Origin of the sequence: Methylobacterium sp. BTF04, assembly GCF_010692745.1 — a bacterium.
Classification (GTDB): domain Bacteria; phylum Pseudomonadota; class Alphaproteobacteria; order Rhizobiales; family Beijerinckiaceae; genus Methylobacterium.
On the sequence record NZ_JAAHTB010000022.1, the window covers coordinates 49,834 to 68,524 of the forward strand.

Annotated in this window: 11 protein-coding genes; 5 read left to right on the forward strand and 6 right to left on the reverse strand. The window is 64.0% G+C overall.

Going from position 1 to position 18,691, the window contains the following annotated elements; translation table 11 throughout:
- Window positions 1–77 precede the first annotated feature (77 nt).
- The 4 genes from aspT (at window position 78) to G3T14_RS14535 (ending at window position 6,872) form a co-directional block, all read left to right on the forward strand.
- Window positions 78–1,757 carry an aspartate-alanine antiporter gene (gene aspT, locus G3T14_RS14520; RefSeq protein WP_163643249.1) on the forward strand — a complete coding sequence of 560 codons (1,680 nt, stop codon included), beginning with the start codon at window positions 78–80 and terminating at the stop codon, window positions 1,755–1,757.
- A 24-nt stretch (window positions 1,758–1,781) separates the two neighbouring features.
- Window positions 1,782–3,428 (forward strand): bifunctional aspartate transaminase/aspartate 4-decarboxylase, encoded by a 1,647-nt coding sequence (locus tag G3T14_RS14525; protein WP_163643250.1) that lies wholly within the window; start codon window positions 1,782–1,784, stop codon window positions 3,426–3,428.
- A gap of 890 nt (window positions 3,429–4,318) precedes the next feature.
- Window positions 4,319–5,473 (forward strand): AraC family transcriptional regulator, encoded by a 1,155-nt coding sequence (locus G3T14_RS14530; RefSeq protein ID WP_163643251.1) that lies wholly within the window; start codon window positions 4,319–4,321, stop codon window positions 5,471–5,473.
- A 70-nt stretch (window positions 5,474–5,543) separates the two neighbouring features.
- Window positions 5,544–6,872, forward strand: coding sequence for a TAXI family TRAP transporter solute-binding subunit (locus tag G3T14_RS14535; RefSeq protein WP_163643252.1), 1,329 nt, complete (start codon window positions 5,544–5,546; stop codon window positions 6,870–6,872).
- Window positions 6,873–7,071: 199 nt separating this feature from the next.
- Here the strand turns inward: G3T14_RS14535 and G3T14_RS14540 are convergent, their stop codons facing one another.
- From G3T14_RS14540 to G3T14_RS14555, 4 genes are all read right to left on the reverse strand, one after another.
- The gene (locus tag G3T14_RS14540) at window positions 7,072–7,491 is read right to left on the reverse strand and encodes a potassium channel family protein (protein ID WP_163643253.1); all 420 of its coding nucleotides are present in this window, start codon (window positions 7,489–7,491) and stop codon (window positions 7,072–7,074) included.
- Window positions 7,492–7,606: 115 nt separating this feature from the next.
- Window positions 7,607–7,984 carry a PRC-barrel domain containing protein gene (locus G3T14_RS14545; RefSeq protein ID WP_246733348.1) on the reverse strand — a complete coding sequence of 126 codons (378 nt, stop codon included), beginning with the start codon at window positions 7,982–7,984 and terminating at the stop codon, window positions 7,607–7,609.
- 155 nt (window positions 7,985–8,139) lie between these two features.
- Window positions 8,140–11,325: a multidrug efflux RND transporter permease subunit gene (locus tag G3T14_RS14550; RefSeq protein ID WP_163643254.1), complete on the reverse strand. Its 3,186-nt coding sequence runs from the start codon at window positions 11,323–11,325 to the stop codon at window positions 8,140–8,142.
- Between the two features lie 4 nt (window positions 11,326–11,329).
- Window positions 11,330–12,448 carry an efflux RND transporter periplasmic adaptor subunit gene (locus tag G3T14_RS14555; protein ID WP_163643255.1) on the reverse strand — a complete coding sequence of 373 codons (1,119 nt, stop codon included), beginning with the start codon at window positions 12,446–12,448 and terminating at the stop codon, window positions 11,330–11,332.
- Window positions 12,449–12,690: 242 nt separating this feature from the next.
- Here G3T14_RS14555 and G3T14_RS14560 point away from each other — a divergent pair, with 242 nt between their 5' ends.
- Entirely contained in the window at window positions 12,691–13,116 is a 426-nt protein-coding gene (locus G3T14_RS14560; protein WP_163643256.1) for a hypothetical protein, read from the forward strand.
- Between the two features lie 248 nt (window positions 13,117–13,364).
- Here the strand turns inward: G3T14_RS14560 and G3T14_RS14565 are convergent, their stop codons facing one another.
- A complete protein-coding gene (locus G3T14_RS14565; RefSeq protein ID WP_163643257.1) occupies window positions 13,365–13,511 on the reverse strand; it encodes a hypothetical protein in 147 nt (48 codons plus the stop codon).
- A 907-nt stretch (window positions 13,512–14,418) separates the two neighbouring features.
- Window positions 14,419–18,015, reverse strand: coding sequence for a rhamnan synthesis F family protein (locus G3T14_RS14570; RefSeq protein WP_163643258.1), 3,597 nt, complete (start codon window positions 18,013–18,015; stop codon window positions 14,419–14,421).
- Between the last annotated feature and the right edge of the window lie 676 nt (window positions 18,016–18,691).

Consider the following 18,691-nt stretch of genomic DNA (forward strand, 5'->3'; position numbering starts at 1 on the left):
CGCGCTTTCGATCCGGTTCTACGAACAGAACAGCCGCGATCCCTGAAGTCACCGTGACGTCGTGCGGGAGATTACCCATGAGCGAATGGTTCGTCGGGACGTTGCGGAACTACCCGGAATTGGCGATTTTTCTATCGCTGGCCATTGGCTTCTCCATCGGATCTCGAAAGATCGCGGGTTTCAGCCTCGGAAACGTGACCGCGACGTTGCTGGCCGCCGTCGTCATCGGGCAGCTCGGCATCACGATTTCACCCAACGTCAAGTCGGCGTTCTTCATCCTGTTCATCTTCGCCATCGGGTACGGCGTCGGCCCGCAATTCATGAGCGGACTGACCAAGGAGGGTCCGAAGCAGATCGGCTTCTCCCTCGTCGTGCTCGCCCTGTGCCTGATCGTGCCGATCTTGTGCGCCCGCATCGCGGGGCTCGATCTCGGCTATACGGCCGGGCTCTATGCGGGGTCTCAGACAATATCGGCATCGATCGGCGTCGCTTCCGATCAGATCTCGCGTCTCGGACTGTCTCCGGAGCAGGTCAAGACTTACAACGATCAGATCCCGATCGGCTATGCGGTCACCTACATCTTCGGGACGATCGGCTCGGCGATCATCCTGGCGCAGCTCGGCCCGAAGCTGATCGGTGTCGATCTCGCCAAGGCCTGCAAGGATTACGAGGCGCAGATGGGCGGCGGCGACGGTCTGGAAGCGGGCCTCACCTCCGCCTATCGCCAGATCGAGCTGCGCGCCTACCGGGTCGGCAACGATCCCAGCATCGTCGGGCAGCCGGTCAAGCAGATCTGGCCCGGCCTGCGCGTGTTCGTCGAGCGCCTGCGCCGGGGCGGGGCGATCATCGACGCGGACGCGAGCACCGTGTTGGCGCCCGGCGACATCGTCGCGATATCGGGCCGCCGCGAACACATCGTCGAGACGATCACGCCGATGCTCGAAGAGGTGCAGGACCGGGAACTGCTCGACGTCCCCGCAGAAGCCATCGATATCTTCGTGACTAACCGGAAGGTCGGGGGCCTCACCCTCTTGGAGCTTTCGGAAACCGATTGGGCGCGCGGCGTCTACTTACGCAAGATCACCCGCAACATGGTCGAGATCCCTGCCCTGCCGGGAACGCAGATTCTGCGCGGCGACATCCTGACCCTCGTTGGCGGCCGGCGCCACATGGAACTGGCGATCCAGCATCTCGGCTACGCCGACCGGCCGGTGGAGGCCACCGATATCGCGTTCCTCGGCGCCGGCATCGTGCTCGGCGGCTTTGTCGGCGCCTTGAGCTACACAATCGGTGGCATTCCGATCAGCCTGTCGACGTCGGGCGGTGCGCTGCTGGCGGGCCTGGTGCTCGGCTGGCTCCGAACGATCCGCCCGGTTTTCGGCCGCATCCCGGGGCCCGCCTTGTGGCTGATGAACACCCTCGGGTTGAACGTGTTCATCGCGGTCGTCGGCATCACGGCAGGGCCCGGATTCGTCGCGGGGCTGAAAGCCGTCGGCCTGAGCCTGTTCCTCTGGGGTGCGATCGCGACCGCGGTACCGATGATCCTGTCGGTCTATATCGGTTTCTACGTCTTCAAGTTTCACCCCGCGATCCTGTTCGGAGCCTGTGCGGGTGCGCGGACGACCACCGCAGCCCTCGGCATGATCCAGGAAGCGGCGAAGAGTAAAATCCCCGCGCTCGGTTACGGCATGCCCTACGCGATCGGAAATACAGTCCTGACCATTTATGGAATGGTCATCGTGCTTCTCAATTCATGATCTCTACCCCTCAGGAGCATCGTCATGACCGAATTTCTCCACCTCAAAACCTTTGAATCGCTCAGCCCGTTCGAGATCAAGGACGAGCTCATCAAGCTTGCGAAATCGACGTCGAAGCGCGGCCAGTCGGCATTCCTCAATGCCGGGCGCGGCAATCCCAACTGGATCGCCACGACTGCCCGCGAGGGCTTCTTCCTGCTCGGTCAATTCGGTGTCAGCGAGAGCCGGCGCACGATGAGCCACCCGGCCGGCCTCGGCGGAATGCCCCAGGCCGCCGGGATCGCCGACCGCTTCACCACCTGGCTCGCGGACCACGCCGAGATGCCGGGCGCCGACTTCCTGTCCGCCATGGTCCCGTTCGCGGTGAAGACCTTCACATTCGAGCCGGACGCGTTCGTGCATGAACTCGTCGATTCGATCATCGGCGACAATTACCCGGTCCCGGACCGCATGCTGGTCCATAACGAGCAGATCGTGCACGAATACCTGATGTGGGCGATGTGCGGGAAGAAGAAGCCCGCCGGCAAGTTCGATCTCTACGCGGTGGAGGGCGGAACCGCGGCGATGTGCTACCTGTTCAAGTCGCTCAAGGCCAATCGCCTGCTGCACGCAGGCGACACGATCGCCCTCGGTACGCCGATCTTCACGCCTTATCTGGAGATGACGCATCTCGAGGATTACGACCTGAAGGTCGTCCACATCAAGGCGCCGCAGGAGAACAAGTTTCAGTTCACCGACGACGAGATCGACAAGCTGCTCGACCCGAAGATCAAGGCCTTCTTCGTGGTCAATCCGGGAAACCCCACCGGCATGGCTCTGAGCAAGGAGACCACCGCCAAGATCACCAAACTCGTGAAGACCAAACGCCCCGATTTGATGATCCTCACCGACGACGTATACGGGACCTTCGTCGACGACTTCCAGTCGTTGATGGGCGAGCTGCCGCAGAACACGATCGGGGTGTATTCCTACTCGAAATACTTCGGCTGCACGGGGTGGCGCCTCGGCGTCATCGCCCTTCACGAGGACAATCTCTTCGATAAGAAGATCGCCGAATTGCCGGCCGCCGAAATCGCGGCCCTCGACCGGCGCTACGGTCCGCTCACGCTCGAGCCGAGACAGCTCAAGTTCATCGACCGGATCGTGGCCGACAGCCGCGACGTCGCGCTCAACCACACCGCCGGCCTCTCGCTGCCGCAGCAGGTGATGATGAGCCTGTTCTCGCTGGCCGAGTTGATGGATCACAAGAAGACCTACCAGGCCGCCTGCCGGGAGATCGTCCATCGGCGCGCCCGGTCGATGATCGAGGGCCTGGGTCTCACCCTCACCCCGAACGTCAATTTCGATGCCTATTACGGCCTGATCGATTTCGAATTCTGGGCGCGAAAGAACATCGGCGACGAGGCGGTCGAGTACCTGAAACAGAACGTCCATCCCCTCGACCTCGCCTTCCGGCTGGCCGAGGTCCATGGGATCGTGCTGCTCAACGGCGGCGGCTTCGAAGCGCCGAACTGGTCGCTGCGGGTCTCCCTCGCCAACCTGCCCGACGACGTCTACGACGATATCGGCCGGGGCGTCCGTGCCGTCGCGCGCGGCTACCGGGATGCCTACGAGGCCCAGAAACGGGCAGCGGAAGACACGAAGGTCGTTGAGACCGTGCCGGCCGAGTGAAGGCCGACCAGACGCTCCAGGTCCCCGGTTGAGCAGGCGAGAACGGCGGCCTCCGCGTTCTCGCCTGCCTCTTGCCCGGACGATAAAGCGCGTTTCGGATCGCGGCTCACGAGTCTGGACGATGCTCGACAGGCGCATCGCATCAGTCCCGTAGCAGACGCGCGGCGTGTCCGCGGCGCTTCCCGAGAGCCTGGACGCACCCCTCTCCGACTCAGGTGCATGAACCCGCTGACCGCACAGGGCATCCCGATAAGCGGTCATAGCCGCCTGATACGGTTTCCGGCTGATGACCTGATCAGGCACGGACGCGACAGGCTCCCTCTCCTGTTTGGGAGAGGGTTGGGGTGAGGGGCGTGGACCATCCGGACAGGTCGCACACCTCACCCTGTCCCTCTCCTTCCAGGAGAGGGGACCCGAGCTTGCGAGAGACCGAAACGATCAAACGGAAACGGGTTGATCCCACCGACGCTTGGCTTCGATTGAAGACGCTGGCGCTGCCGATGCTAAGACAATCCAGGCGCGCCGCTTGATCGGACGGGACATTCGGTGAGGCGGATGATGACGCTTCAGCCCATCGCTCTTGTCTTGATGGTGGAAGAACGCCTCAGAGGTTGTGCCGATGGCATGACGCACGACCCATGGTCAACGACCGATAAACCTCCAGCCGTCGACCAGAAGTGCTATTTTTCGTGCCTGATTCTCAATCGACGACGAAGATGTCAAGCTGGCATTTCGCATACGACTGCGAATGATTATTGACATTTTATAACCGTTCTTCGCTACGGTCAGGATTAATCTCTCGCGATTTCTATTCAAATCTGATAGCCGTGATTGCACAGCTTGAGTGATGGAGCGTATGCTCCAAGTCAACAAGGGGGGTAAGGGTTTCCATGTCCTCTTCTGCTGTATCGCGTAGGGGCATACCCTCGAGCTGGCAGAATCCGGCCGAACCCTTCAGCGGCCCTGAGATCCTCTCCCCCATCGGGTTGACCCGTCCGGGCGTCGCGCAGGCGGTCTACATCACCCTCGTCGAACTCGGCGCCAATCCGGACGACCTCATTGCCGAGGTCGGACTCGATCCCCGGCTCTTCGACGGCAGCGCAACGGGCGTGCCCTACGCGTCGCTCGGGCGCCTCATCGCGCTCGGGGCCGACCGGACCGGCTGCCCACATCTCGGGCTTCTCGTCGGGCAGCGCGCCACCCTGGCCTCCCTCGGCCTGCTCGGCTTGCTGATGGGCCACTCGGAGACCATCGGCGATGCCCTGCGGGCGCTCGAGGCGCATTCCGGCGTGCAGAATTGGGGCGCGGTGGTCGGGCTCGGCATCGACCGCGACGTCGCCGTCTTCAGCTATTGCCCGTATGGGCCGGAAGCCGAGGGCGCGGCCCTCCATTCGGACAGGGCGCTCGCCACGACGACCAGTGTCCTGCGAACCCTGTGCGGCGCGAACTGGGCTCTCCTCGAGGTGCTGCTGCCGCGCTCGGCACCACAGAATACGGCACCGTTCGGCGATTTCTTCCGGGCGCCGGTCCGGTTCGACCAGGAAATGGCCGCCTTGGTGTTCCCGGCCAAATTCCTCGAACAGCGCATCGCAGGTGCGAACCCGGCGGTCCGCTTGCGGGCGGAGGGGCGGATCCGCCAGATCGAGGCCAGACACGCGTCCAACCTCACCGATGCGCTGCGGCAGTACCTCCGGGTCCAGGTGACGCGGCAACGCTGCAAGGCGGAACGGTTCGCGCGTCTGCGGCTGCTCAATCGCCGGACCTTGAGCCGCCGCCTGAAAGCCGAGGGGACGACCTTCAAGCATCTCGTCAACGAGACGCAGTACCAGGTGGCCAAGCAGCTCCTCACTGATACCAGCATGAGCATGACCCAAATTTCGGCGGTCCTGGAATTCTCCGAGCCCGCCGCTTTCAGCCACGCGTTCCGGCGCTGGTCCGGCATGACGCCGAGTGCGTGGCGGTGCATGAACCAGACGGTGAAGACGCGCGGTCGGCAGCAAGCCGACGATCCCGACACAACCCGGACGATGCAACCACCCGCCTAGGATTGGCGGAGGAGGTCCCGATGGACGCTGCCCGTTCCGGTGGTGCCGCGGCACTCGGGATCAGCGCGCCGTGACGCCCCTCCTCAAGCTTGCGGCGGTGGTGGGAGTCGTCGTCGCGGGGGCGGTCGCCGGCGCCTACACCCTCGCGCGCTACCCCTCGCTCATCTCGGCCCGATATACGCTGACCCTGGCGACGGGCCCGATCGGAAGCGACGGGCAGAAGGTGCTCGCCGCCTTCATCCGCGATCTCTCCGCCGAGCATCCCCTTGTCCGCCTGGTCCCCGCCCCGACCGACACCTTGTCCGAGAGCGGAAAGGCGCTCGTCGACGGGAAGGTCGATCTCGCCGTGGTGCGGAGCGACGACGCCGCGGCGGCCAGCGGGCGAACGGTCTTCGTGCTTCGGCAAGTGGCCGTGGCGATCATCCTGCCCCCGGACTCCAAGATCGAAAACGTGAGCGCGCTCACAGGCCGGACGCTCGCCGTGGCGAACGGGGCCGATCCGGGTCTGCTCAAGACCTTGACGGCCTTCTACGGCCTGCGCGAAGCCGATCTCGTGGCGATGCCGGCGATGGAATTCGGCCCCGCGCTGAAGGCGAAGCGGGTCGCCGCCGCCATCGTGTCCGGCCCGCTCGGTCCTGGGCCGATCACCGATGCCTTTGCGGGCATCCGCAAGAGCTTCAAGGCGAAACCGTCCTATCTCGACATTGCGGAGGCGGATGCCATCGTCGCCCGCTCGCCGTCCTACCGATCGGTGGAGATCAAGCAGGGGACCTTCGGAGGAACGCCCACCGAACCCGACGAGAGCATTCATACCTTCGCCGTCCGCACCCTGCTCGTCTCACGTGCCTCGCTGCCGGACCGGGTGGCCGGCGAGATCACGCGCCTCCTGTTGACCACGAAGGCGAAGCTCGTCGCCACGCTGCCGGCGGCGGGCGCCATGGAGGCGCCCGAGACCGAGCGCTCCTCGCTGCTCCCGGTGCATCCCGGAACCCTCGCCTATCTCAATGGCGAGCAGGAGAGCCTGCTCGACCAGACGGTCAATTATTACTGGCTGGCCGTCATGGTCTTCGCGATGGTGGCCCCCCTCGCCGGTTGGATCGCCTCCAGACGGCGCCTGCATCGCAGCCGCGAAGACAGACGAAAGCTGCTTCGCGTGGTCGAACTCGTCAGGGTGGCCAAGGCGGGGTCCGCGGCGGAACTCGTCAGTGCCGACGCGGAACTCGACGGCATGCTGGAATGGCTGTTCGAGCGGCTTGCCGCCGGCGAGATCGAGCGCGACCATTTCCAATTTTTCGAGCGGATGATCGCTGGATTGCGCGGGACCATCGAGAAGCGTCTTGCCGATCTGACTGCGATCGAGGCACCGGCGAAATCCAATCTCAGGCATGGTCACGCATGAGCAGGGCCGGATGACTTGTCCGGTGTCCGGGACCGGCGCTGACGAAACCTGAAGCACCTTGCAGCGCTCGATCGCGGTTCGCGCGTGGAAGAGCGGACAGCCCGGTCGGCGTGTCTCTCCGGGCGGTTCGCGTCGTCGCTCCGAGGCCTTTCGTGTGCGCTCCACCTCGTGCGGCATGGGCACGCGCGGCGATTTCTCGTCAGGGCTCCATGCGGATCAGGCTACGCCGCAGGATCTCGAACAGGACGGCCGTCGACCAGCCGAACAGCAGGATACCGTTCATGGCGGCGAACGGTCCGAGGAGACGCCAACGCTCCACCGGCATGATGTCGCCGTAGCCCAGCGTCGTGTAGTTCACGAAGGCAAAGTACAGGAGATCGGATCCGACCGGGGCGACGGCCAATACCTTGTAGGTCAAGGCCCAGACCGTGACTTCCAGGGTATGGGCCGCCATCAGGACGCATAAGGCCGAGGACATGATCCAGGCGAGCAGGACGCTGCTGTACCGGCGGATGCCGGCATGGGACCGGGCGACCCTGAGGACGATCGCCATCATGAAGGAGTGGATCGTGATGCAGCAGACGCTGGCCCCCGCCCCGACCGCCAATTGAACCAACATCGCCACCCTCCGCCCCCAGTGCCGCCTGCGCACCGGCCGGCGACCACTCCCGACGCACGCGGGTCGGAACACCGGCCAGGCGACGTGCTCGAAGCATCGCCCGGCTTTCCGTGTCTCAAAGGGCCGGAATCGTCCGGATGATCTGGCGGGTACCGGTGATGGTCAGGTCGTTGTCGACCTGACGCAGGTGCGGAACCGGGACGCCGATCTCCCCGCCTCCGAGCCAGCGTCGACGGGCGACGATCGCGATCAGCGTGTTGCCGTCCGGTGAAACCCGGACGTCCTGCACGCGGCCCACGACCAGGCGATGATCGGCATAGAGCCAGCGTCCGCGCAGCGTCGGGACGAGGGAGGCCGCGTTGCCATGCATGCGTGAATCCGCCCGGTCCAACAGGTGGGAGCGGGGTTCCTGTGCGCCCGCCGGACCGGCGAGCGTCAGGGCAGTCATGATGGTGGTGCTGATGCAGACCCGGTGGCGCAGATGTCTCGGCATCGCCCGCTCCCTGCCGCTTTCCAACCGACCGTGCCGGGTTCCCCCTGCCCCGGTTCGAAGCAGGCCTCGTCGAGCCCGGTGCGCTCCGGCGTCTACGCCGCGATGGTCTCCATCATCGACCGTCCTCCCGGTGCGCCTCTGGCTCCGATGAGCACTCACTCGGCCGGGAGGTGCCCTGGCGTTCCGGCGGGTCCCGCCGGCTGCGGGGCTGGCCGCCCACCCTTGCCCGCCATGAGCTTCCAGGCCCGCTCGCGCAGGCTCTGGAACAGCACGTAGAGGGGCGGGATCACGAAGATGCCGAGGAACGATGCGGCGATCATGCCGCCGAAGACCGGCGTTCCGACGTTGCGCCGGGCCAGTTGCGAGGCGCCGGTGGCGACCACGAGGGGCAGAAGTCCGAGGATGAACGCGAACGACGTCATCATCACCGGCCGGAAGCGCAGGCGGGCGCCCTCGGTGGCCGCCTCCTGCAGAGGAACGCCCTTGTCCCGCTGCTCCTTGGCGAACTCGACGATGAGGATGCCGTTCTTGGCGGCCAGGCCGATGAGCACGATCATGCCGATCTGCGCGTAGAGATCGAGGGTGAGATTGGCGTACGCCATGGCGGCATAGGCCCCGACGATTCCCACCGTGACCGACAGCAGCACCGGAACCGGGATGGTCCAGCTCTCGTAGAGCCCGACCAGGAACAGGAACGCGAACAGGACCGCGAAACCCAGGATGATGGCCGTCTTGCCCTCCGCCCGTTTCTCCTGGAACGCCGTATCGGTCCATTCGCCGCCAAAGCCCGGCGGCAGGGTGCGGGCGGCGACGGCCTCCATGGCGGCGAGCGCCTGGCCCGACGAGATTCCGGCGGCGGGCGACCCCTGGATCGTGACGGCGCGCAGGTTGTTGTAGCGGATCAGCGAGGGCGGCCCGACGATGATCTTGACCTCCGCCAGCGAGCGCAACGGCACCATCTGGCCGTCCTTGTTGCGCACGTTGATCCGGTAGATGTCCTCGATGTTGGTCCGGTCCGCCGCCTCGGCCTGGACCTGCACCTGCCAGGTGCGGCCGAACAGGTTGATGTCGTTGACGTAGAAACCGCCGAGCGAGGTCTGGAGCGCCTGGAACAGGGCGCTCAGGGACACGCCGAGGACCTGCACCTTGTCGCGGTCGATATCGAGGTAGACCGACGGGTTCGTCGCCGAGAAGGTGCTGAACACCCGGTTGAGCCGCGGGTCCTCGTTGGCCGACACCACCAGGCCGCGCAGGACCTGGGCGAGTTCCTTCGGATCGCCGCCGCGCAGATCCTGCAGCACGTAGCTGAAGCCGCCGCCGGTACCGAGGCCGATGATCGGCGGGGGCGCGAGCGGGACCACGGTCCCGCCGGGCACCTCGCGGAACCGCTGGCCGAGGCGCGCGATGAGGGCGCCGGCCCCATCCGCGGCGGCCTTGCGCTCTTCGAACGGCTTCAGGGTCACCACCAGGAAGGCCGCATTGCCCTGGGAGTAGTTGTCGATGAAGTTGAGACCGATCACCGCGGTGGTGTCGGCGACCGCATGCTCCTCGCGCAGGATGGCCTCGGCGCGGGCCACGACCTCGGAGGTGCGTCCGACCGAGGCGCCTTCGGGCAATTGCACGACGACGAAGAACGCGCCCTGGTCGTCCTCCGGCAGGAAGCCGGTGGGCGTGATCTTCGCGAGTTCGATCGTGCCGTAGGCCGCAGCGCCCGCGAGGACGAGGCCGACTAGCGAGAGGCGCACGATGCGGGCGACAGCGGCACCGTAGCCGTCGCGGACCCGATCGATGGAGCGCATCACGAAGCCCATGATGCCCCGGCGCGGACCATGATGGGGGCGCAGCAGCACCCCGCACAAAGCCGGCGACAGGGTCAGCGCGTTGATCGCCGAGATGAACATCGAGACCGCCACGGTGACGGCGAACTGGCGGAAGAGCTCGCCCGAGATGCCGGGGACGAAGGCCACCGGCACGAAGACCGAGAGCAGCACCAGGGTGATGGCGATGATCGGCGCCGTGATTTCGGCCATCGCCCGCTTGGTGGCCTCCTGGGGCGTTAGTTCCGGGTGCTCCTCCATCACGCGCTCGACGTTCTCGACCACCACGATAGCGTCGTCGACCACGATCCCGATGGCGAGCACCAGGGCGAGCAGCGAGACCGAATTCGCCGAGTAGCCGACGGCCTTGAGGGCGATGAAGGTGCCGATCAGGCTCACCGGTACGGCGAGCGTCGGGATCAACGTGGCGCGCAGGCTGCCGAGGAACAGGAACACGACGATGACCACGAGCACAAAGGCCTCGACCAGGGTCTTCTGGACCTCGTGGACGGTCTCGGTGATGAAGGCGGTGGGATCGTAGGTCACCTTCCAGGCAAGGCCCTCGGGAAAGGTCTTGGCCAGCTCGCCGACCTGTTTCTCCACCGCCTTGAGGGTCGAGAGCGCGTTGGCGCCGGGCGACTGGTAGATCGCGATGACGGTGGCCGGGCTGCCATTGAGCCGGGTCTCGCGGTCGAGATTGGCCGCGCCGAGATCGATCCGGGCGACCTCGCCGAGGCGCAGCACCGACCCGTCGGGGTTGGTGCGCAGGACGATGTTGCGGAACTGCTCGGCGGAGGTGAGGCGCCCCTGGGTTTGGATGCTGAGCTGGAGCTGCTGGTCGTCCGAGATCGGACGGGCGCCGATCCGGCCCACGGGTGCCTGGACGTTCTGGGCCTGGATCGCCGCGATGACGTCGCCCGTGGTCAGGTTGAGGCCGGTCAGCTGGTCGGTGCGCACCCAGGCCCGCATCGCGTAGTCCTGCGGTCCCCACAGGGTCGCGTCGCCGACGCCGGGGGTACTCTTGATCCGGTCGAGCAGATTGATTGTCACGTAGTTCGAGATGAACAGCGGGTCCTGCGTCGCCTTGGGCGAATAGATCGCCAGCACGCCGAGAAGCGCGGAGGACTTCTTCTTGACGGTGACGCCCTGCTTGCGGACATCCTCGGGCAGCTTGGCGAGGGCGATCTGGACGCGGTTGTTGACGTTGACCGCGTTGATGTCGGGATCGGTCCCGAGCTCGAACGAGCCGGTGAGCGTGTAGCTGCCGTCGTTGCCGCTGACGCTCTTCATGTAGATCATCTTGTCGACGCCCACGACCTGCGACTCGATGGGCTGGGCGACGGTGGATTCCACCACGTCGGCGGCGGCTCCGGGATAGGTGGTGGTCACCGAGACCTGGGGCGGCACGATATCGGGGTACTGCGCCACCGGGATTGTGAACAGCGCCAGCGCGCCCGCGATCGAGATGACGATGGCGATGACCACTGCGAGCCGAGGTCGGTCGACGAAGATGGCGGAGAACATCGGCCTAGATCCTGCTCGCCGACGGGCTGACCGGCGTGGCTTGAACCAGGATTCCGGGCCGAACCCGCTGCAATCCGTCGACGATGACGAGTTCGCCGCCCGAGAGCCCCTCCGTGATGACCGCATCCGTGCCGCCACCGCCGGGTCCCGGCTTGACCCGCCGCGTCACCGCACGCCCGTCCTCCACGACGAAAACGTAGACGCCGCCCTGGTCGGCGATGAGGGCCGATTGCGGCACGACGACCTTCTGCTCCGGCTGCCCGGTCTGGAGGTCGACCCGCACGAGCTGCCCGTCGCGCAGCGCGCCCGTCGGGTTCGGCATCGTCGCCCGCACCACCACCGTATCGGTGGCGCGGTCGACGCTGACATTGACGAAGTCGATCTGCCCGAGCTCTCCGTAGGTGGAGCCATCCGAGAAGCGGATCCGCACCGCGATCTTGCTGCGGTCGGGGCGTTCTCCGGTCTGCTCGTAGCGCAGGAACTCGCGTTGGCTCACCGGGAAGGTGAGATACATCGGATCCTGGCTGACGATGGACGTCAGGACGCCGCTATCGGGCCCGACCACGTTACCCTTCGTCACGCTGGTGCGGCCGATCCGGCCGGCGATCGGTGCGAAGATCTGGGTGTAGCCGAGATTGATCCGCGCGGTCTGGAGGCTTGCCTCGTCGCCCGTGACGGCGCCCTTCGCCTGGTCCAGGCCGGCGCGCGCCTGGTCGCGAGCCACGAGCGTTCCGGAATTGCGGTCGACCAGCTCCTGCGCCCGCTGCAATTGGATGACGGCCAGGGTGTAGGCGGCCTTGGTGCGCTCGAGGGCGCCCTCGGCCTGCTTCACCGCCGCTTCGAACAGGTCGCGCTCGATCCGGTAGAGCGGTGCCCCCTCCTTGATCGTCGCGCCCTCCTTGAACAGGACGGCATCGAGGAAGCCGGTGATGCGCGCGCGGACTTCGACGCGACCGACCGCTTCGATGCGGCCGACGAAATCGAGCGTCTGGTCGATGGCTTTGCGCTGGGCGTTGACCGTCCCCACCGGGACCGCCGCGGGCGCGGCCGGCTGGGCCTGAGCGGAGAGGCCGAGCCCGACGACCAGAAATAGGCCACACACCCCAGCAGGACCGCGGACCATGGTCGTCCCTCTCCTCGTCGCGGCCACCGGATACAGCCGCCGCCAGCGCTATCGTGGCAGTTCCGGCACAGGCGGGCTTGATCGGACGGGACGCAGGCGGGCCAAGATCGTGATCAGGGCGTCAGGGTCTCGACGGGTCGATAACCACCCGATCCGACGGTCGGAATCCCGGGTCTACGATGGCGCGGTGGGAAACGCGTGAGTTGGGTCGCCGGAATTCCGACAGTTCCGCGGCTCGGCCGATGGGGATCTCCGGATGCGTCAGGCCGCGCATCGGGGCATGCTGCGCGGCCTATAACGGCCAGCGCCAGCCCGTGCTGAAGGATTGCTCGCCCGAGACGGTCCTGCGCCAGCGGGTCGACGCCGACCCTTCCCTCTCCGAACCCGGCGACAATCCCCCCGAACTCGGCGGCGACCGGCGCATCCGTCGCATGGTCGCAAGAGCCGAGACGGTCTCGCACCCCGGCGCGTCGGGTGCCGGCATCGGTTCGCTCGCGCGCTCGGAGTGGATTCCGCCGGCAGGCTGCGAACCGCTCGCCGGTTTCGAACCAGCCGGGGGCCTCTCTCCGTCCGAACGGTCAGATCCGGCCGTTACGCTGCCGTCGGTGCCGAACTCTGCGCCCAACTCTTCGAGCGCCTGTCGCAACACGATCACGGTCAATTTCTGAACATGACCGCCTTTCTCTGCGCGCCGTACAGTGCTCGCGTTCACCCCCGCCACCGTGCTCAACCGATCAATGGTCAAGCCCAGAAGCATGCGCGCTCGCAGAATCTGATTGTCGGTGGGTGACATGATGATCTGATGCGTGTTCGCGTGGACAATCGGTCTTCCCGTGAGGGAGGCTCCCCCGCATTGGACCAGCTGGAAGAATGGGTCTCATCGCTCTGGATGAGACCCCGTCGCCGTGCCGTCCGGCTACGGCATGTGGTCGATGGTGCTCAGGGTGCGGTGACCCGCACGACCACCGAACGCTGTGAGCATCGCGTCGTGGGCGGCGTCGCGCAGGCTCTCGAGCTCGGAAACCGTGTGGCCTTCCAGGATGTCGATGCGCATCGGCGGCATAGTCTTGTCCTCGTGTGGGGTGACGTCGGCGGATGCGCCGCGTCGTGGTCGATCGATCGACGAAGCCGGGTTCGATCATGCGAGACCGGCGAGGGGACCGTCCTGGCGGCAGCATCCAGGGCGATGGTCTAGGGTCTTGTTTTGCCTCTGGTATTCCTCAGTAATCGAACTCGCTTCCGGGTCTAATCCTCAGCCGGGGTGGCGGGGCGGCACGACGCTTTCGACCGGCTGCGCGGCGGCCGTGACAGTCAGCGGCGCCGTGTGGTGTGCAAGCGCAGGAAACTCTCCGAGTACTCCGGCAAGGACAGCCCCCCGCACGACGCGTCCGGTCTGCGGGATTGCGAAAGCCTGACTGGGGGGGCATCGCCAGATGCATCGCGTCTCGACCTGTCTCGTGGTGTTTGCTGTCGGTTCTGATCCGTTTGTCGGATAAGGCGCGAAAAGCGTTACTTCCAGGAACGAGATTTTTTCTGGCGGCGGCAGATTAAGAACTTCTGGGCTCCGTCACGTGCCGGCGGCGGTGCGGTCCGAGCGGTGGCGGCCAGCCCGTTGGCGGCAGCGAACGCCATCGCGACGTATCCGGCGGAGAGGCCATCGTCCTTTCGGCCATGCGACAGGCGCGACGATCGACCAGGTCAGCCACCGGCCATGAGGCATCCGAGTTCGGCCTTCGCGGCGGCGATGGTGCGCGAACGTTCGGTGTCACACGAGCATCCTGGAGGCCGCGCGAGCCGGCGACGTCGAGGTCGTGCGCGAGCGAATGCGGTCGCACAGGGATGAAGCCTTCGAGTTCGTCCAAAATCTAAAAGGGCGGCTCGACGGGGGCCTACTCCTCGACGCCGAGATGGCGCCGGCGCGGGGAACATCGGTGTGTTAGGCGTTGCCATGCGGAGGAACGCGCGTGCTGTCAGGACTTGCTGGCTTGCCAGCCTGCCACCCGCCCTTCGACGGTTGCGCGATTGATCGCATAACGCTGCTTGAGCACTTTGGCAGGGACGCCCTTTTCGATGGCGTAAGCCATGTCGCGCGCATTCAGTGCGGCGAGCGCCCCCTTGGGGTCGGGATGGAGATCGATGCCGAACTGCGTCGCCCAGAACGCACCTTCGGTTCGCGAGACTTTGGTTTGGGCTTTGACATCGAAACTATGGGAATGAAACACGGCGGCATCGTTGACGTAGGCCTTTTGAAAGCCGAGCCTCAGCATCTCGTCCGCCCAGACCTGATCTTCGCCCCAGTCGATTTCCGGGTAGGGCAAGATCTTCCACGCCTCTCGCGACATCGCCGAGTTGTTGTCCGAGTAGAAATGCATCAGCATTGTCCACGCCTGACCGCCTGGGTAGAGATAGCTCGGGAGCCCGGTCTCGTAGTCGATCACGTTGGGCAGCAGGGCGAGGCTGTCGAACATCTGCGACATGTCGCGATGCGTGAACGGATCATGCATCGGGTAAGCCTCGTGCCGGCCGATCACCCCAGCAACGCGCGGGCCCATCGCGAAACCGCCGATCAAGGCGCTGAGCCACCGCGTGTCGACCGGGCGGGCATCCTGGGTCAACAGCGCGACAAAATCGCCGTCGGACTGCGCGATGCCGAGGTTCCGCGTCCGCCCATGCTGAAAGTCCGCCTGCGAGATCTGCTCGCAGCGCACGCGCCGATCGGCGTATCTCTTCACGAGATCAGGGGTCCCATCGGTCGAGCTGCTGTCGATTACCAGAACGTCATAGGAAAAATCGCAGGCTTGCTGCGTAATGATATCGAGAACGTCCTTGAAATCGCCTCCCGCATTGAAGGTCGGGATGACGATACTCGCCTTGACCTTCGATCCTATCGCGGGTGCCGGCAGATCGGCACTCTGGCGTGCGGTGTATCCGCGCTGATCGAGACGTTCCAGGATAGCGGCTTCCAGGGAGCGCGCGCTGCCCTCCCAGGAGGTCGCCTCGACGAGGGCGCGACCGGCGGCCTTCTGCCTCGCCTGCCGCTCGGGATCAGTCATCAATCCCTCGATGGCATCGGCGATGCCGTACGGGGTCGGATACGCGAAAGTCACCTCGTCATTCGTGAAGACGGCGCGCGTGCTCGGCGCATCGATTTCGACGACGGGAAGATCGCAGGCGATCATCTCGAGCGGAATGAGGGAATAGTTGGTCGTCGAGAAGACCACGCCGAGATCACAGCTTCGGTAGAGATCCGCGAGTTCTTCTGGTGAGAGAACACCGTGCTGAGTGTAGGGGAATTGGAAGTCGAGCTTCAGTTCCGCTTCGCCGAACAGCTCAACATGAAAATCGACGCCTCTTTCGCGGAGCAGTTCGAACGCCGCAAAGCCGAGTCCAACGGCGCGCCGCGGCGTATAGGGACGCGCATAATAGGCAATGCGGACCGGCTGTTTACGCGGGCGCGTCTCGCTGGCGGGATAATAGACGTTGTGATCCGCACAGAGATTCCAGGAGCGCGTCCATGCGCCCCGCTCGCGCATGATTCCATCGAGCCACGGGCCCGCACAGAGGGCAGCGAATCCGAAATCGTAGGTGACATTGGCCGTCAACTGCATCTCACCCACCGGATGAAAGCTCGGCTCAAAATCCTGGATGAAGTAAAATCGCTCCTTGAAGTTCTGAGTCGCTGCAGCAGGAAATGCCGTCCAGCAATCAGACGCAATCAGCACGTCGCCGGAAATCTGTCGGACATCATCCGGCAGATAGCGCAGGTGAACCCGATTGCCGATGGGACGGTACCATTGCTGAATGCGCTTCTTGGCTTCCGCTTGATCGGCGAACTCGACGGCATTCTGCAGCCAGATCGTCTGAAAATGACCGAAGCGTTCCAGGAACTCGACCATCCGGAAGATCGTCATATGGCCGCCGGCGCCTGGGATGAACGACGGGACGATCCAGTGGATGTGGAGGCACGCCGCATTGTAGGTGCCGCTCAAAGGCCTCACCGGCAACGGGGGGTGACGCGCGACCTTCGGCGTATCGCGCGGCCACCGCTCGGCAACCGCCGCGACACTGCTCTCGCGTCCGGGCATCCCCGCGATCGGCTTCAAGGGATGCCGCCGCGGCGTCATGTAGCTGCGAACCAGAAATCCCTGAGCCTGCACGACCAACGGCATCACCCGCTCGAGGGCATGGGCAAAGGTCAGATCGAACTGTCCCTCTTCCTCTTCGAAGCGGTCGAGCACGCCGAATTTCTCGATGAGGTCTCTCATCGTGCTGGTCCGATACCACGCCATGGAACCGGCTGGATAATTCGAGATGTGCGTCCCAGCCATGGAGTAGTTGAGGCTCTTCATGACGGCCTCGACGACTGCCAAATTGGCATCACGAATGGTAAAACGCCTGATCTGAAAGTAATTCCGAGGATAGAGGCAGCCGAGCTCCGGTTCCGAGGCAAAGCGCTCTATGATTTTTGAAATGAGCGCCTTCGATCCCATCGTTTGGTCGAAGAGGTAGTGGCGCCACGAGTCGCCCCATCCCAGATGGGGGCTCGCCTTGGTATGGACGTGAAGGACGATGTCGAAGTCATACCAGATGTCTCGGCAGGCGACGATGAACGGACCCAGATCTCGCCCTCGGTTCGGCACGAGACGGACTTCCCACTCCTGTTGCAGCACGGCGCGCTGCAACAGGTTTTCGGCGAAGCACCGGTCCGCTTCGGACACCACCGTGACAATGATTTTCGCGGCGCTGGGAAAATTCGAAAAGCCGGGAATAAGCTCTGCGAGGAGTTCAGGATAATAGCAATGCGCATGGACACAGGTTTTGAGTGACGCGTTGCTGAAAACCCGATCAGAACTCGATGTATCGATACATATCTCGTGAGGAAGGTGGGTTTCGAGACCGGCCTTCCGCCCGTAGCGAATAAAGTGGTAGATATAATTTGATTCGAGACCATCGCGTTTTTTGATTTTATTGCGATAGAGGCAGGCATCGAACGTAGCGGACGGGTCCCTGTCTTCGTATTGTCCGTACTCAATGAAATGTTCGTATGGATCGACGTCACCCGGAGTCGCATCGGCATAGAACGATCGATAAAAATCTTTGTCGAAGTAGGATTTGAACTCCTCGACCACGTCGCTGGGCAACACGTCGACCCGACGCTGCTCCCCATTCCAATGATACGTGCCATAGCGGCTGATACAGAGCTCAGCCACGTTGTCCGTTTGAAAATCGAATTCGGGATGCTCAAGGCAAAAAGCATTCACATTGAATCCCGGCGTCGGCAATCGCCGTTCCTGCGCTCCCCCCGTCAGGTAATGCACGAGCGGGTTTACATTCGCATCCCGGACGTCAGTATATGTTGCCAAATAAAACTTCGTATCGAAAAAGATTGACGGATTGAATCCGCTCACCCATCCGACAGTACAATAATGCATGGCGGCATTAGTGCTATTTTTCAGGCCGTATTTGTTGGTGTAATATTCTTTATCAAACAACCGGCTCTTGAGGATCAGGTCTCTATGTTGAGCAAGCCGCCTTCGTTTTTTTCCAAAATTCAAGTAGCCCATCATGGAAAATAATACCTAGTTTTATTCGATCAGGAGCGTCTTACAACATCTATAATGATCGACATGACGGTGCTGGCTCTACATAGGCCGCTACGTACCATTCGGTGGCCTGTCGCTTCAAGGCCCACGATCCGTCCACCACGAACACACCTTCGTGGTGGCAAACTTTATGACGACCCCCCTTACCTCAAATTTCTTTCTTTCCGATCAATCGCTTATAAGATGTTCAAGGCAGCCGGGACACAGTTCCGGGATCGCGCAGCGGGTGATGATCCCGTCGAAAAACAGATTGTCCGACCGCTTTTGTGTCTTCGGTCGCAGTCCTAGCAGCAAACGGTACGCCCACCTCAACACGTATTGGCGTCCCGACAAGAAATGCCAACATAAGTTGCAAATTCTATTCTTGCACGCAGCTGGACATAAGCTGCCACACCTCCAAGATTTCAGCCTCGCGGTTGGTGGAATCAGATCGGCTGACGCTGCTGCTCATCGGAAGGCGATAGGCGACAGGGTGTTCACGGCTGCGCCGCGACCACGCGCGCGATCCGCGCAGCCCGACAGCGCTTGAAAGCCCCGCCCCAAGACTGATCTCCCCCGAAGCCCATTCCTCCGCAACGCCTGCCTCTAGAGCGTTTTCGGTCTGTGCTGAGTCGCGCGTTCGGGGTTCACGCGGAGGCTT

What these genes read in the sequence shown, in the direction of transcription:
- G3T14_RS14565 (WP_163643257.1), bottom strand. Translation starts at nt 13,511, where the DNA reads ATGCCGCCGATGCGCATCGACATCCTGGAAGGCCACACGGTTTCCGAG.
- G3T14_RS14540 (WP_163643253.1), bottom strand. Translation starts at nt 7,491, where the DNA reads ATGTTGGTTCAATTGGCGGTCGGGGCGGGGGCCAGCGTCTGCTGCATC.
- aspT (WP_163643249.1), top strand. Translation starts at nt 78, where the DNA reads ATGAGCGAATGGTTCGTCGGGACGTTGCGGAACTACCCGGAATTGGCG.
- G3T14_RS14570 (WP_163643258.1), bottom strand. Translation starts at nt 18,015, where the DNA reads ATGATGGGCTACTTGAATTTTGGAAAAAAACGAAGGCGGCTTGCTCAA.
- G3T14_RS14550 (WP_163643254.1), bottom strand. Translation starts at nt 11,325, where the DNA reads ATGTTCTCCGCCATCTTCGTCGACCGACCTCGGCTCGCAGTGGTCATC.
- G3T14_RS14560 (WP_163643256.1), top strand. Translation starts at nt 12,691, where the DNA reads ATGGGGATCTCCGGATGCGTCAGGCCGCGCATCGGGGCATGCTGCGCG.
- G3T14_RS14530 (WP_163643251.1), top strand. Translation starts at nt 4,319, where the DNA reads ATGTCCTCTTCTGCTGTATCGCGTAGGGGCATACCCTCGAGCTGGCAG.
- G3T14_RS14545 (WP_246733348.1), bottom strand. Translation starts at nt 7,984, where the DNA reads ATGCCGAGACATCTGCGCCACCGGGTCTGCATCAGCACCACCATCATG.
- G3T14_RS14555 (WP_163643255.1), bottom strand. Translation starts at nt 12,448, where the DNA reads ATGGTCCGCGGTCCTGCTGGGGTGTGTGGCCTATTTCTGGTCGTCGGG.
- G3T14_RS14525 (WP_163643250.1), top strand. Translation starts at nt 1,782, where the DNA reads ATGACCGAATTTCTCCACCTCAAAACCTTTGAATCGCTCAGCCCGTTC.